Here is a 15128-nt window from a genome sequence, read left to right as displayed (position 1 = left end):
GAATGGCGCAACCCACTGCAGAGTCGAGCAAGGTCGCAAACCAGCCCCCATGCACTGTACCAAGCGGGTTGTAGTGGCGACGCTTTGGACTTCCCTGAAAAACGGCCTCCCCTAGTGTCATGCGAATGGGAACAAAGTCGAGCGTATCGCCAATAGGCGATGGCGGAAGTTCCCCAGTAAAGATGGCCTCAAACATTTCCATGCCAGAACGACCGACGACACTCCCGTGCGGCCCTGTATCCACAGCTCTTAAATGAGCACGCACCGCAGCTTCATCCGCTCTCCATCTCTCAATAACCTTATCCACAGTCATTTCAGCCTCCTTCATTTTAAAAACTTGTAATTACAACAGTTGTAATTACAATATATGAAATGAAGAACAGCATCAAGCCCCAGGGTTGCACCAACCTGAAGTTGCGCCAGCTCAGTCGTATCGTGACGCGGCACTACGATCACTTCTTTGCGGAGGTGGGCTTGAAGATCACGCAGTACTCACTGCTTTCCCACGTTGTCAAACTGGGGCCGATACGGCCGGTGGATCTGGCCAAGCGCATGCAACTGGACGCCTCAACATTGACGCGCAATCTTCAGCCGTTGGCAACAATGGGCTTTTTGACGATTGGTGCTGGAGCCGATGCACGCAGTCGTCTAGTCGCCGCAACAGAAGCCGGCGTGTCCAAACAGGCACAAGCACGACAGGCTTGGAAGGCCGCGCAGCTTGCTTTAAACGCGCAGTTGGGGACGGAGCGTGTGGCGGCGCTGCATGTCCTACTCGATTCCTGCATTGAATGCCTGGAGGGCGATGAAGGGGGCGACGATGCACAAACCGACTGAATCCACGAAATCCCTGTCCGGCGAATTGCTGCTGATGCTCGCTGGTCTGGCAGCGCTGGGATCGTTGGCCACCAACATCATCTTGCCAGCCTTCCCCTCCATAGGCTCCGAGCTTGGGACATCTGTCAAAGACCTCAGCGCCACTCTGAGCACCTTCTTTGTGGCTTTCGCGTTGGGTCAGCTTTTCGTGGGACCATTGTCGGATCGCTTTGGACGCACACCCCTAGTGGTATCGGGTTTGTGCGTGTTTGTAGTCGGTAGCGCGGTATGTGCCTTTGCGACAAATCTTCCCCAACTCATCGTCGGCCGAGTGATTCAAGCCCTTGGTGTTTGTGCTACGTCCGTTCTATCTCGTGCGATTGCTCGAGATCTGTTTGAAGGCGATGCGCTCGCTCGAGCGCTTGCACTGGTGATGGTCGCCATGGCAGCTGCACCCGGTTTCTCTCCACTACTGGGCGGTATCTTCAACAGCTTTTTAGGCTGGCGCGCAACCTTTGGCGTTGTCGGGGTGCTCGCCATCTTGTTGGGTGTCCACTATGTTTCACGGCTTGGCGAGACCCATAGCTCCGACTTACGCCGCCCGTTGGCGCTCAGTGCTATCGCCGCGACCTACAAAGCACTACTGACTGACCGTCGTTTTATTGCACCAGCAATATCTGTCAGCTTGGTCTTGGGCTCTCTGTATCTTTTTTTTGCAATGGCACCGGCCATCTTGATGGAAGGGTTTGGTTTTTCGCCCTTGCAACTCGCACTTTTTTTCGCGTCCACCGTCTTTGTTGTCTTTGGCGCTGGCCTGCTCGCTCCTCGACTTGCGCACCGGTTTGGCACACTGCGCGCTGCCCGTGCAGGCATTTTCATTGCCTTTGCCGCTGGTGCGACCTTGCTGGCTGTCCCGGAGCAGGTGTACTACTTTTCGGCGGCGTTGACAGTGTTTTTGATTGGAATGGGCCTGATCAATCCCTTGGGAACTGCCGTGACCCTGCAACCCTTTGGCCAAAACGCTGGGGCAGCCTCTGCCTTGCTGGGCTTCCTGCAAATGGGCTGTGCTGCTATCTCCATTGCAATTACCTCAGCCCTGCCGCTTTCACCCTATTTGGCATTCAGCGCTGTCATCGCCACCAGCTTGCTGATGGCTTTGGTGACGTTTGGGGCCGCAGTAAAGCGCTGAACGTTAAAGCTCAGGCCACATCAGATTGAGTAGCGTGAGCCGCTGCGGGAGGCGGTACGCCCTCTTGCTCCGCCAGCGTGCCAAGGATCTTGTCCCGACACACAGCCAAGATTTCGTCGGCAAGTGGTGAATCATCGGGAAAGGCCCGAGACATGACCAAGGCCCCGACGATATGCGCAAAGGTGTCGATGGACTTGGCCCGCACCTCGTTATTTCCTGCTCGCTCCGAGGTCGAGCATTCCTGTTCAAGGGCCTGCAGCAAGCTTTCGATGCCTGCAGCAAATGTCCTCTTGACCTCTTGCGTCTGGCGCGCTGCATCGAAGCCCAGAGCGGCCATGGTGCAGCCTGCCGCCCGATTGTCACGATGTCCCAAGGGCGCTCCAAAGGCAAAGTCGTAGTGCGGATGCAATAGGAGTGCATAAAAACTATGCACTCAATGATGCAAGTCCTAAGCGACATTCAGGTTGAGGGAAGATTTTTCCCGAAAGGTAGCCAATTGCACGTAATCGAAGCAGGCGATAGCTGCTTGGTACTGCCAGACCCCGACGCCCACACTACGCTCTGTGCGGTGCCACGTAAGTACCTCGGCCGTTTGGCACTGATCCGTTTAATGTTGCTGAACCATCGAGTCGGCCTCATGAGTGAACAGAGGAGATGGGGTCTTAACGCGGACGACGTTTGCTCAAGCATTGCAGATTCCGCACCGGAATGCGAGGTTCTCGAAATCGATGAGATTTCTTCGTGAGCGATTCTCACTAACCTTTGCATTTTCCCTCGGAGGTCGCCAACTAGCACCTAAGTGATAGGCTCGGCGTGACAATTTTCACAGCGGAAATTCAGGCAGAGCGCCTCGCACAAGTCTAGTGTCTGCCTCAGCCGTCATCGATCAGCCATAAGTCGATGACGGCTTTATGCCTGGACCCGCCGTTCGCGGTCACGTGCCGAACGACAGCTTCAGGCGGCGGATTCAACCGGTCGATGCAACACACTATGACCCGGCCCAGGCCGAAGGAGTGCTGCAGATGAAGTACCGGACACGAATCTATTACACCGACAGTCAAAAGGCATTGATGTAGGAGCGCTGGAAAGCGGGCTGGACTCTCCATCAGATTGCTAAGCTGTTTGATCGAGGGTGTGGTTCGGTAGGAGGCATCCTGGCTCGAACAGGCGGTATCCGTCCGCCCCAACGATATCGCTCCAGATTGGCTCTGACGCTGGCCGAACGAGAAGAGATTTCGATTTCTGTCGCGAAAGGGCTATCAATCCGTTCGATTGCCGGCAAGCTCGGACGCGCGCCGTCCACGGTCAGTCGAGAGATTAAACGCAACGGCAATCAAGAAGGATACAGAGCGACTCAGGCTGACAGCGCGGCCTGGCAGCGAGGGTGTCGACCCAAGGTCTGCAAGCTGGCTGAGAACCGTGTATTGGCCCGAATCGTGGCGAACAAGTTGCAGATGCTGTGGTCGCCAGAGCAGATTGCTGGCTGGCTCAAGCAGGCTTATCCCTGCGACGAGAACCACCACGTGTCACACGAGACCATCTACCGCAGTCTATTCATTCAAACGCGCGGCGCCTTGAAGAAAGAGCTGCTGGAACACCTCAGGCGCACCCGCAGAATGCGACGTTCACGGCACTACACGCAAAAGACAGCCATCCACGGCCAGATCGTCGATGCGATCTCGATCCGTGAGCGCCCGGCCTGCGTCGAAGACCGGGCGGTGCCTGGACATTGGGAAGGTGATTTGGTCTTTGGTAGCGGCAACAGCCAGATCGCGACGTTGGTCGAGCGTCAAACGCGCTACGTGATGTTGGTGAAACTGGATGGTAAAGACTCGCAAACAGTCGTCAAAGCGCTCATCAAGAACGCCTGCAAACTGCCACAAGACCTCTACCAATCTCTGACCTGGGACAGGGGCACCGAGATGCATGCCCATAAACAATTCACCTTGGCCACAGATATCCAGGTCTACTTTTGCGACCCACAAAGCCCATGGCAGCGTGGAAGCAACGAAAACACGAACGGTCTGCTCAGGCAATACATGCCAAAGGGCATGAATCTGTCAGGGCTGTCGCAGCATCAGCTCAACGCGATAGCGAGACAATTGAATGAAAGGCCACGCAAGACGCTCGGCTTCCATACCCCCGCTGAGATGTTCAGCTCATGTGCTGCATCGACCGGTTGAATCCGCCGCCGATAGTGTGAGCACACGTATGCACCAGGAAGCAGACACCCCGCCACGCGAGTCAGCTCGGAAAGATCAGCGCTCAGCAAGGTCCACGGACTGGTGCTATCGGCGGCCGGTAGCGGTCGCTCGTCTTATGAAAATGGTTTACCTTGTGAAGGAAATCACTGACATTGGCAAGCGCGGTTCCTCCCATTGGTAGGCCTTGCTCAAGACATTGCGCTCAAGGGATTGGCTGCTCCAGCAGATATCCAGCAGATCTGCAATAGTCCATGCAGCCCAATCAGAGCGGAAGGGTCTCTCTGCAACGTCTTCAGGCAAGTCTGGAGAAGATGAGGCTCGCCAGATAATCGCGGGAATACGGTAGCCAGCCTCGGTGCTCTTGCTGTGCCCAGCATGGTTGCGGACATGGCCCACTTCCTGGCCATGGTCGGATAGATACATCCATGCCACCTTACCTTTCACCAAAGCTGCAGATTGGGTAAGGCGCAGTGTTTCCGCCACCACATAATCGTGATATAGCAGCGCTGCATCATATTCTTGCCGTTGCCTTCGTACCCATAAGGAGGTACCTTTGTTCTTCAGCGATGCATCAATCGCATCAGCTTCATCATCGAACGGATTCTGGCCCTTGGGGTATCGCAGGCTGTAGTGCGGATGGGCGCCAAGCATGTGAACCACGATGAACTTGCGCTCGGAAGGCGCATCAAGAGCTGTCTTCAACTCATCGACCATTTCCCCGTCCAAAGAGACCGAGGAACGCCCTGGAGAGCGATTTACCATCTGCACGATGTCAGCCAGCTTGGCATGCTGCTGCTCGATTCCTACATCGTCGTGGTTACTGATCCACCAGACCTTGTAGCCCGATGCTCGAGCAAGCGCGATCAGATGATGGGAATCAGGCGAGCTTGGGGCACCGAAGCCAAACAAGTTACGCACTGCGGGCAGAGTACTGGCATCCACAGACCATGCATTGCGCAGCACGGTCATCTGGGCCCCAGATGTCCTTTGATACTCCTGAAGCTGAGGCGTTGTCTGCCTGTCATAGCCATAGAGCGACAAGTTGTCTCGATTAATGCTTTCACTGAGAACCAGCACTACGGTAGATGGACCAGCATTCGTCAACATAGGCTTTGCTTGAATGGCATGGTCAAGCAGTCTTGCGCGTTCCTCATGCTGGTCGGCCAGACTGGCTTTCAGTTTTTGAGCGGAGTGAACCCATTGGGTCCAGAAAATCGCGGGATGCAGCCTGCGCCAAGGCTTGCTGGAATAGGCCAGCGCACACACAAAGGCCACGACCAATGAAAGCACCACCAGTCTTCTGCCCTTGCGCAAGGCATCCCATACAGTTCGCCCCGTGAGATGCCACACCAGCAAAGCAAGCAAGACAAGGCCGCAGCATATAAGCACGACACTGCGCCAGTGCATTGACAGATATTCGGAGCTTTCACGCCAGTTGGTATTGGCCATCGCACCGATCACCATGGCGCCCTCTGGTGACGACTGGTACAACTCCATCAAATAGGTACGCATGGTGCCGTCCAATGCAAAAAGCATCACCCAGGCAAAGGAGAGACAACGTCGTGCCTTGAGCCAGGCAGAGCTGCGCATCGGCCATGCCAGCCAGATTAGTACTGGCAGCATGAGTACCAGCAACTGGGCGACGCGCCGACCGTCATGACCCAGAACAATGAAGAATAGGGCAATGGCAGCCAAGCCGCTTAGCGTAGACCAAGAGACGCGCATGCCGTAAGACGCACTGTAATCAATGGGGATGGATGTTTGGAGCAAGACACTTAACTCATGAAGTTCCGTGAACGCAGCAAAATTTTCTTCAAGACTTGGAGAAGCGAATAACTCACTTACCGAACCTTCTTGCTGCTTCGAAGGGATTCGCTATTCGACCTGCGCCAGTGAGGCGCGCTGGTGAATACTTCTGCGAAGTTATGTGTCTTTTGTGCTGAAGTTGACGCTAGCGGCGCGATCCTAGCACCTTTTTTTTCAACGCAATGTAGCGTTGCCGGAAGCTTGCTAATTGAAAAATCTAAGACCGCTTAGAGTCGACAGCACCTATTCGCGGGCCGAGATAGCGGACTTCCAACATTCCGAGGACAGCCTGTTAGCGAGGGACTGCTGCTGACCTGAAAGCAGCCACTGGAGAGGCGACTGTCTTGGCGCTCTGAATGACCTCTATGAGGCGGTGACCGGTAGTTCGCCCTGCGGCCATGAGCAGCAGTAACCGCTGCAAAGCCGAAGTTGGTGCCTAGGAGCGGCTTCAGGCTGCGGATTCAAGGGACACAGAAGGCTACGTTATGGCTAACAGCACAGCCAGCCATATCGGTGCTCGCCATCGTGGCGACTGATAAAAATTTACGGACTATCAGAAATATTTTGCACAGCACTTGCTGGACGCAGATAATTTCTTACAGAGCAGAAACTTTTTCACCTTTTCCTGGTGAAGGTCAATAATTTCTGCAAGTCCGAAACTATGGTTAGACGCAAAGAATACACACCACCACCTGCCCTTGTTGTGATCGACACCCCAAAGGATGTGGGTGAACACGTCCGCGCCTCTCGCAAGGCGCAGCACATGAGAATTGATAACACCGCAGAGCTGAACAACGTTTCCGTAGACCTGCTTTCCCGACTGGAAAATGGCTCTGGCGGCGTACGCTTGGACAAGCTGATCACGGTCCTTGATGGCCTAGGCCTGAAACTCATGATTGGAGAGGCCGATGAAGTGGCCCGCCTGATGCATTCTCGTATAGAGCGCCAGGAACCACGATAACCAAACTCTTGCTGGTTACAACACGGTCGGAACCACGTTACCGATTTGTATTCTGAGCCAGAAACGGGGACTTGGGGTTTGGCCTACAGCTAAGCCTGGCTCACCAATGAACGAACCTTCATGCTCAGCCGCTGCATTTTCTTGGCGGACTGCTTCAAGCCGATTGCGACAGACCCATAGTGCTGCAATGCGCTCAGTGCGGGGACGCTTGAAGTGTGCGGCATTCGGGTGAATCGTTCGCTTGCTTCAGGTAAGCAATCAAGTCGCTGCGCTCCTTGGGGTCCGAAATTCCGGCGTACGTCATCGCGGTGCCTGGAAGCGTCTTCATCGGCTGAGCCAGAAAGCGGTCCAGTGTTTTTTCGTCCCAAATGAAACCGGAATTCTTCATAGCGGACGAGTACGCAAAGCCGGGTACAGAACCCGCACGCCTTCCCAAAAGACCGCAATGATGTGGCCCTACCCTATCAAATGCCAGAGCATGGCAGGCCGCGCAGCGGGCATAAACCTGTTCGCCCGGTAACTTGTCTGGGGCTGCATGCGCTGTCTCGGCGAACGACAGCACACCAAGCAGCAACCACTGTGCGGTACTCATGATACGAAAGCTGCGGGGACTGGCGCTTCACCTAAGGCATGGCGCAATACCGCCCAGTGCATGGCCTCATCGCCCAAAATACTGGCCGCAGCCTTGGACAGCTCTCGATTGCCGAATAAAGGGACAGCTCCTAGATAGGCGCTGACGGCACCTTGCTCCAGTCGCGCCGCAAAGCGCAGCACATCTTCCTGTGATTTCAGCTGATTGACCGGAAAGTTGTAAGCGTTTTTTGGGACTGCGGGTTTGCCACCCAGTTTCTCAATGGTCTTGGCCAGCACATCGGCATGTGCTTTGTGATGGCCTTGGAAAGTCAGGGCCAGATCCAGCACCGGCTGTTGTAGCAGTTTGCTTTCTGCACCTAGCTGATAAGCGGCAATGGCCTCCAGCTCCGCGCCCAGGGCGGTGTTCAGAATTTGAGTGTCCTGCGCTTTCGCATCGCCGGTCTTGGCAGCCAGTGCCTCATGGCCGGCCAATAGTGCAACAGCAGCTCCAGAAAGTATCAGTCCAGAGCGGCCAAGAAAGAGGCGTCGTGCCTCTTGTGGGTGAGTGATATGCAAGAACGACATGACGCACTCCTTCGTGGGTGATGAGACCTACGCTCGGTGTCCGAAAATTCGGAGCCCAAGGTAAGCACTCATCCATTGGATGGTTCGGCGCTTCATCACGTTCCGCCCCTGCTGGCAGCAGGGCCGACGATCCGGTCAGCATGGGAACGCTTAGCCCGGGTACACCATCCAATGGTCATAGGAGGCGTACATGCCGCACACCCAATCTTCGAGCCGTAGCGCTGTGGCTGCTGATGCATCGGATCTGGAGCTCGCTTTTCGAGCAGCAGATGGTGACGAGGTGGCCTTCGAGGCCATCATGCGACGTCACAACCGCTTGCTGTTTCGCACGGCACGGGCAATTTTAAAAAGTGATACGGATGCCGAGGATGCCTTGCAGCAGGCCTATTTGCAGGCTTGGCAGGCGCTGAAAAATTTCAGGGCGGATGCCAAGTTATCCACCTGGCTGGTGCGCATCGTTGTCAATCAAGCACTTGGACAGCTGAGACGCAGTCAGTTGAGAATCGTGCCGCTGGAGTCGGTGATGACATCGAAGGAACCCATGGAAACCCATTGGCAGCAGGATGATGTGGACCGTAGCCCCGACCACACGGCCATGCGTGCGGAGCTGCGTCAAATAATGGAAGCACGCATTGATATGCTGCCCGACGACTTCCGCCGGGTTTTCATGTTGCGTGGCGTGGAAGAGATGAGCGTGCAGGAAGTTTCGCTGACCTTGGAAATCCCGGAATCGACGGTACGTACGCGGTACTTTCGTGCTCGAAGCATGCTTCGTGAAGGACTATCACAAGACCTTGACATGGCTCTCTGTGATGCATTCACCTTCGACGGTGAGCGGTGCAATCGCATCGTTTCCTCAGTGCTGGTGCGACTACCTCCGCGCTAAGCACAAATCGACCAGCGTTTTGTAGATAGTTCACCCGCAGCCGTGAACTACTGAGTAATGACGGCCAGACTACCGAGCAGCAAACGCTGATGAGAGAGCTTGGGAGCGGGCTCTTCGCCCAAAGACATGCAAATTGGCCAACAGCCCTGAGCTGAGCTGACTCAAATCTTGGCGAGCAAATTACTCGGTGGCTCAAGCAAACTTACCCCAATGACAAAGATTTTCAGGTGCCTCATCTACTCAGCCAGCGCCATCGAGTTGGTGAACATATGCTTGAGGAAGCTGTCCAAGATCCGAGGCTCGTTCCCCAGCGATGAGATCGCTATCCAAGCTGTTCTACCTGGCCCTGCGCAACATCAGCCAGAAGTGGCCTATGGAAGGCTGCGCTGAACCGCCCTACTATTCAGTTCTGAGGCTGCATCGCTATCCATTGTGTTCGAACCGTTCACACAAAAAATTGGGCACACTCGAAGGTGAACTTGGCGCACGAATCTAATTTGCGTGTTTGTACTTGGACATACATTTTTCATATTTCAATTATCTAATGTTTGTTTAGAAAGCCTTTATATAAATTAAGACTTGTTTAAACACGCTTTGATAAAATAATTGTCATGAAGAAATCGTCACACACTGCCATGCTCCCTTTTGAGGCGGAGGATGTGGCACGGCTGCTGGGAGCGAAGATACGCACAGCAAGAATTGCTCGTAATTGGACGCAAGTGGACTTGTCAGAGCGATGTGGCATCTCAAAAAGCACCGTCTTGAATATTGAAACGGGAGCGGTCAGCGTCCAATTCGGCTTTGTGCTTAAAGCTCTATGGGCTGTGGGTCTTATAAACGACGTTCTTGATCACCTGAAGAACGTTGGTATCAATGATCATGAATTCGCTCTGCTGGAGTCAGCGCAGCCTAAGCGAGTGCGTGACAGACGTAATTCATGACTGAATCGACCAGACAGCTTCAGGCTGGTTGCAGCCGCTGAGCTTTGGCAAGCTTGCGACCGCTGCCGCCAAGACCAGACGTTGACCCGCTATCCGGTCAGATGTCCGCTATGAGCCTCAAACCGGAAATTTGCTGGTTCACAGTACCTCGGACAGCCCGAACGGCAGCTCTCGCAAGCTGCGAACAGGTGCTGACGACCCAAAGCAGGCATACGGAAATTTCGAAAAGACTGGTGTAACTATTCGGGCGTGCTGTTGTTTCCCTTGCAAAACAAGCGTCTGTACTCAGAAGGCGATGTCTGGAGCTGGTTGGAAAAGTGCTGCCGTAGTGACAGCGCAGATCCAAACCCAACCTCAGTGGCAACTGCTTCGATAGATAAATCGGTGGTTTCCAATAACTGCTGCGCCCTTGCTACTCGTTCAGCAGCTAGCCACTTGACCAAGGTAGTTCCGGTCGCCTCGCGAAAGCGGCGAGTGAAAGTTCTCCGACTCATGCGCGCCACATCAGCCAAGGCATCAACAGTCAATGGGTCTGAAAGGTGGCTTCGTGCCCATTCGAGAACTCCCTGTAAGCGGTTCTCACTGGGAAGCTCGGGTACGGGCTGCTCGATGTATTGCGCCTGGCCTCCTTGACGATGCGGAGGCGTGACCAGTAGTCGGGCCACACGATTGGCTACATCAGCACCGTGGCGCTTTCGCACCAAATTTAGACAACAGTCAATCGCAGCAACGGTTCCGGCAGAAGTGATGACGTTGCTGTCGTCCACGTAAAGAACATCGGGATGAAAGTCGGCCTTGGGGAAGCGTTTTCCAAAAAGCTCACGGCATGCCCAATGTGTGGTGACTTGCCGTCCGTCGAGCAAACCAGCATCTCCTAGGACGAATGCGCCAAGACACAAACCAACCACCTGCGCACCGCGTGCATGAGCTTTTTTCAATGCATCAGTCAGTACGGAAGGTGCCACGTTTTCAGGATGATTCCAGGCGGGAACGATGATGAGGTCTGCATTCTCCATGGCTTCCAAGCCGCCCGGCACCTCAATTTCCATACCTTGGTCACAGCGCACACGCCCGGGTGTCGGTGCGCAATAGCTAACCACATAGGGCGGTAGTCCTTGGGGTGCGGGTGATACGCCAAATACGATGCCAGGCACAGAAAGGTGAAACAGGCTGACTCCCTCAAAAGCGAGAACAGCGACTCGTACTGGCTGCATGTCTACTCCTGATAGTTTTCAAACTTGGCCCAATTTTATCGTTAGTTGTCATTTGGGCCAATGGTGCTCAACCCCTTCAATTTAGACAATTGAACCAACGCGCATTCAGAACCTTTATTGCGCGGACTTAACCATCTACATGAGTAAAGGAAACACCATGAAAGTTTTGAACATATTGCGAAGCGCTGCCGTTTTGGGTGGTATTGCCACTCTCGTTGCATGCGGAGCAACAAGCTCCAAAGCAGCTTCTGAGAGTAAGCCAGAGGCTGCGGCCAAGACGGTTGAAATCCAGCAAGTTCGCAATGCCACCATCAAAGTCAACTACGCAGGAACCGCCTTCCTCATCGACCCGATGCTGGCAAAGAAAGGGGCTTACCCCGGGTTTGAGGGAACCTATAAGAGCCACCTGCGCAACCCACTGGTAGAGCTGCCAATTCCAGTTGAAGAAGTGATGCAGGCTGATGCGATCATCGTCACGCATACCCACCCTGACCATTGGGATGAGGCCGCTCAAAAAAGCCTGCCGAAGAACATGCCCATCTTTGCGCAAAACGAAGCTGATGCACAAATCATTCGCAAAGATGGATTCACTGATGTGCGCGTATTAACCAAAGACACTGTGTTTAACGGCACGCGCCTGATCCCAACGGGTGGTCAGCATGGGGATGACAAAGCCATCGCTGTCGCTGGTGAAGTTCTCGGTCAAGTGATTGGCGTTGTTTTTCAGCGTGAAGGGCACAAAACGGTTTACGTCGCTGGCGACACGATCTGGAATAACCATGTGGAAGCTGCTATCCGTCAATACCAGCCAGATGTGATTATTCTTAATACTGGCTATGCCCGAATCCTGGGATTGGATGGCTCAATCATCATGGGCAAAGAAGACCTTTATCGCGCATCTCAAGCGGCACCAAATGCCAAGATCATTGGTAGTCACATGGAAGCAGTGAACCACGGCATGCAGACGCGCAAGGAATTGCGAGACTACATTGCAGAAAAGGGATTGGACTCCAAGCGCATCTTGATCCCTGCTGATGGTGAAACCTATCGCTTCTAACGATATACACTTCCTTGAAAGCCTGCCCCCTCTCATTCCATCGGTAGGGGGCAGGACTACCAAGTGTGGTTCTTGCGTTATGTCCGCTATTGGCCGATCTGCGACTGTCGCTGACCGCCCCCTTTGCAGACCTCGCACCCTCTACTCTAGCGAAAGAGTCATCTGGGTTTAAAAGGATGCAGCACTTGTTAGAGCCGATCCAATCTTGACCACCAGTGCCAATCGAATATTGACCAGGGACTAGAGTTGCCTTCGAGAAGGCCAACTGTGAATAACTATAGGCTGCTTGCCTCGGTTGCTCCTCCTTTTCTTGAGTCGATCTGTAGTTTTTCCGAGCCTTTAGGCGAGGCCCCTTACTCCAAGGTATTGCTGGCTTGGGCCTCTCGGGCAGTTGCCATCTTCCTTGCTTGCTCTCGTGTCTTGATGCGGCCTTTGGCCTCGTTGCTGCTGTGCCGGTAGCGGTAAGACTCGCTGCCAGTTTCGATGATGTGGCAGTGGTGTGTGAGCCGATCCAGCAGCGCAGTGGTCATCTTGGCGCCCCCGAACACCGTCGAGCATTCGGCGAATGTCAGGTTGGTGGTGACGATGTGCCCTGCCCACTCACAAGGCACGGAGTAACGGTTGCGACTGGCCGCGCTACCAAGCAGGTGCTGCTGACTCGTGCCAACTTCTCCACGTAGCCATCGAAGGGGGTCGGCATCGACATGAGGTGGCCTTTTTCCAACTCCCACATCTCGGCCACGGTGAACTGCCGATGGATCGGATGTGCGGTGTCGGCCCACACCGAGCGACAGCGCTCCGCCAGCCAGGCGTTGAGTTCGATGAACGAGCCGAAGCCGGCGTGCGGAGGCTTCGATCCAGATGCGCCGGCGGCTATCCTGCACGTTCTTCTCAACCACGCCTTTCTCCCAGCCCGAGGCGACGTTACAGTAGTCGGCGTCGAACAGGTAGTGGCTGCACATGGCTGCACATGGCTGCGAAGCGGGCGTTGACGATGCGTTGCTTGCCGCGCTGGACTTTGTCTACGGCGGTCTTCATGTTGTCGTAGATGCCACGCCGGGTGACACCCCCCAGCGCCTGGAAGGATCGCGTGTGCGCATCGAACAGCATCTCGTGCCCTTGGCTGGGATAGGCCACCAGCCAGAAGGCCCGACTGGCACATAGCTTTAGGTGCGCCACCTGGACGTTGTAGAACACCCCGCCGACCACCATGCCTTCGTCGCTCCAGTCGAACTGGAAGGCTTCACCGAGTTCGAAGCTCAGAGGAATAAACCTTTGGTGGGGCTAGAGACCGACTCCACCCGCCAGCGGCGGATGTACGCAGTGACGGCGCTGTAGCCGCCGCGGTAACCCTGGGCCTGAAGCTGTGCAAACAAAGCCTGGCCACTGCGTCGTCCCTGCCTTGGACGATGGCTGTCGGTCGTAAGCGCTTGGTGTAAGGTTGGTTCAAAGGCGGTGAGCTTGCCCTCGACGTTGCCCCGTTCGCTCCGAGGAACAACTTCGCTCGGGGCCTTCAGCCACTTCTTGACCGTGTTGCGCGCCAAGCCGGTGCGCTTCGCGATTTCGCTAATGGGGAGCTGGTCGCGCAGTCTCATGCGCCTGACCCTGCCAATCATGTCCATGGTGATCACCTTGTATCCCCTGCTGAAAGATTCAGCAGGCCAGTGGAACACCCTGGTCAATTTTGGATTGGCACTAACGTTGACTGCTCATATGGACTCCTATTGGAACGGAAATAGGAGGCTTTTGGCTATCTAGGAAACTCTGGTCGATTCACCAGATACTGGGCCTAGTACGCATAAGGCTTGCATGCGACATATATGAATTTTAAAACCGGACAGTACAAAAATACCTCGTTCAGTTTATAGTTTAAACTGATCAGTTCATTTTTTGGACTTTTGGGTTTTCATCGGTGCGTAGCCAACGCACTAGGGAGCATTCATGTCTCGTTTTATTTTTGTGAGGCGGTGTGCCCCCTGTTTACAAGCACACAGAACTAGGCACCGAACGCCGAATGCAAATCACTTTCTCACCGGGACAGCCTATGAGTGGTGAGCAGGCAGCGAGCTCAATCAGCAACTGGTCTTCAGGCGGTAAGTGCGCAGTGGGGCATTCGCCAAGCGTTCCGTCGCGTGTCACACGCAGAGGTGTTCAAAGAGCTAGGTTGCAATTCGTTTGACGAATAAGACTACAGACGAATTGGCTTGCTTTTAGGCTCACATGACGGAGCATTTTTGCGACTTGGCCTCAATCAAAAACGATCCACCATACCTGCTTAAGCACCGAAATTTGGCATAACGCTCGCCGTGTATTACGAACAAGCAAAAGGACCTATATGCATATCTCAAGAAGCTCATTCATACGCGCGACAGCGCTTGCGACGGTCCTTGTGGGGGCCAACGTTGCTCTATCGGGTTGCGCCGTTGATGTCCCCAATGGGGTGAAGCCAGTCACCGGTTTCGATGCCAAGCGGTACATGGGGACTTGGTACGAGTTGGCACGCATCGATCACAGCTTCGAAAAAGACTTGACCCAGGTCTCAGCTAGCTACAGCCTCAACGATGACGGAAGCGTTGCGGTGCTGAACCGAGGATTCGACTCAATCAAGCAGAAATGGCGCGAAGCCGAGGGCAAGGCTCGATTCCTAGGTTCGTCAGATGTGGCGGCTCTGAAGGTATCTTTCTTCGGCCCTTTCTATGGCGGCTACAACGTGGTGAGCCTTGATGAGGACTATCAAACCTCTTTGGTGATTGGCAGCAGCATGGATTACTTCTGGCTTCTGTCACGCAATAAGACCATTCCCGAGCAACAGTTCAATCTGTTGCTACAGAAGGCCAAAACCCTGGGCGTAGACCTGAGTCGTGTCACGAAGGTCCCTCAATCGAACCAGCCTTGAGTT

At 54.5% G+C, this 15128-nt stretch carries 13 protein-coding genes and 3 pseudogenes; 9 read left to right on the top strand and 7 right to left on the bottom strand.

The genetic code is table 11. From position 1 onward, the window contains the following. On the bottom strand, nucleotides 1–313 hold a 313-nt coding region (locus RSF91_RS15535), incomplete at its 3' end, for a PaaI family thioesterase (RefSeq protein WP_442878870.1). Between the two features lie 59 nt (nucleotides 314–372). Between RSF91_RS15535 and RSF91_RS15530 the strand changes: the two genes are divergently transcribed. Together RSF91_RS15530 and RSF91_RS15525 are read left to right on the top strand one after the other, a co-directional pair. Beyond that, nucleotides 373–834: a MarR family winged helix-turn-helix transcriptional regulator gene (locus RSF91_RS15530; RefSeq protein WP_332569262.1), complete on the top strand. Its 462-nt coding sequence runs from the start codon at nucleotides 373–375 to the stop codon at nucleotides 832–834. After that, nucleotides 764–2002, top strand: a complete 1239-nt coding sequence (locus RSF91_RS15525) for a multidrug effflux MFS transporter (RefSeq protein WP_332569261.1) — start codon at nucleotides 764–766, stop codon at nucleotides 2000–2002. The genes RSF91_RS15530 and RSF91_RS15525 overlap by 71 nt, the downstream gene beginning before the upstream one ends. 10 nt (nucleotides 2003–2012) lie before the next feature. Here the strand turns inward: RSF91_RS15525 and RSF91_RS15520 are convergent, their stop codons facing one another. Continuing rightward, the gene (locus RSF91_RS15520; RefSeq protein ID WP_442878869.1) at nucleotides 2013–2375 is read right to left on the bottom strand and encodes a hypothetical protein; all 363 of its coding nucleotides are present in this window, start codon (nucleotides 2373–2375) and stop codon (nucleotides 2013–2015) included. 649 nt (nucleotides 2376–3024) lie between these two features. On the opposite strand from RSF91_RS15520, the pseudogene RSF91_RS15515 reads away from it, so the two are divergent. Then, a pseudogene (locus tag RSF91_RS15515) lies at nucleotides 3025–4185 on the top strand (IS30 family transposase). A gap of 147 nt (nucleotides 4186–4332) precedes the next feature. Here RSF91_RS15515 and RSF91_RS15510 read toward each other — a convergent pair. Beyond that, the gene (locus RSF91_RS15510) at nucleotides 4333–5901 is read right to left on the bottom strand and encodes a phosphoethanolamine transferase (RefSeq protein ID WP_332569260.1); all 1569 of its coding nucleotides are present in this window, start codon (nucleotides 5899–5901) and stop codon (nucleotides 4333–4335) included. 874 nt (nucleotides 5902–6775) lie between these two features. On the opposite strand from RSF91_RS15510, the gene RSF91_RS15505 reads away from it, so the two are divergent. Then, the gene (locus RSF91_RS15505; protein ID WP_332569259.1) at nucleotides 6776–6973 is read left to right on the top strand and encodes a hypothetical protein; all 198 of its coding nucleotides are present in this window, start codon (nucleotides 6776–6778) and stop codon (nucleotides 6971–6973) included. Between the two features lie 193 nt (nucleotides 6974–7166). On the opposite strand, the gene RSF91_RS15500 is transcribed toward RSF91_RS15505, so the two are convergent. Then, nucleotides 7167–7565, bottom strand: coding sequence for a c-type cytochrome (locus RSF91_RS15500; protein WP_332569258.1), 399 nt, complete (start codon nucleotides 7563–7565; stop codon nucleotides 7167–7169). Continuing rightward, a complete protein-coding gene (locus RSF91_RS15495; protein ID WP_332569257.1) occupies nucleotides 7562–8131 on the bottom strand; it encodes a ferritin-like domain-containing protein in 570 nt (189 codons plus the stop codon). Before RSF91_RS15495 ends, RSF91_RS15500 begins: the two co-directional genes overlap by 4 nt. A gap of 190 nt (nucleotides 8132–8321) precedes the next feature. On the opposite strand from RSF91_RS15495, the gene RSF91_RS15490 reads away from it, so the two are divergent. From RSF91_RS15490 to RSF91_RS15480, 3 genes and pseudogenes are all read left to right on the top strand, one after another. Continuing rightward, nucleotides 8322–9017 carry an RNA polymerase sigma factor gene (locus tag RSF91_RS15490; RefSeq protein WP_332569256.1) on the top strand — a complete coding sequence of 232 codons (696 nt, stop codon included), beginning with the start codon at nucleotides 8322–8324 and terminating at the stop codon, nucleotides 9015–9017. 225 nt (nucleotides 9018–9242) lie between these two features. Then, nucleotides 9243–9430, top strand: a pseudogene (locus RSF91_RS15485) (transposase); the annotation flags it as partial. 198 nt (nucleotides 9431–9628) lie between these two features. After that, nucleotides 9629–9958, top strand: coding sequence for a helix-turn-helix domain-containing protein (locus tag RSF91_RS15480; protein WP_332569255.1), 330 nt, complete (start codon nucleotides 9629–9631; stop codon nucleotides 9956–9958). 239 nt (nucleotides 9959–10197) lie between these two features. Here RSF91_RS15480 and RSF91_RS15475 read toward each other — a convergent pair whose 3' ends face one another. Next, nucleotides 10198–11172, bottom strand: coding sequence for a GlxA family transcriptional regulator (locus RSF91_RS15475; protein WP_332569254.1), 975 nt, complete (start codon nucleotides 11170–11172; stop codon nucleotides 10198–10200). Between the two features lie 157 nt (nucleotides 11173–11329). Between RSF91_RS15475 and RSF91_RS15470 the strand changes: the two genes are divergently transcribed. Then, on the top strand, nucleotides 11330–12229 hold the full coding sequence (locus tag RSF91_RS15470) for an MBL fold metallo-hydrolase (RefSeq protein WP_332569253.1): 900 nt from the start codon (nucleotides 11330–11332) through the stop codon (nucleotides 12227–12229). A gap of 449 nt (nucleotides 12230–12678) precedes the next feature. On the opposite strand, the pseudogene istA reads toward RSF91_RS15470, so the two are convergent. Further along, nucleotides 12679–13851: pseudogene (gene istA, locus RSF91_RS15465) on the bottom strand (IS21 family transposase); the annotation flags it as partial. Between the two features lie 818 nt (nucleotides 13852–14669). Here istA and RSF91_RS15460 point away from each other — a divergent pair. Further along, nucleotides 14670–15125 carry a lipocalin family protein gene (locus RSF91_RS15460; RefSeq protein WP_332569266.1) on the top strand — a complete coding sequence of 152 codons (456 nt, stop codon included), beginning with the start codon at nucleotides 14670–14672 and terminating at the stop codon, nucleotides 15123–15125. The last annotated feature ends 3 nt before the right edge of the window (nucleotides 15126–15128 follow it).

Origin of the sequence: Comamonas sp., from assembly GCF_036643215.1 — a bacterium.
GTDB lineage: Bacteria > Pseudomonadota > Gammaproteobacteria > Burkholderiales > Burkholderiaceae_C > Comamonas.
Note: the sequence above shows the minus strand (reverse complement) of the source record. Positions and strands in the feature narration are given on the sequence as shown.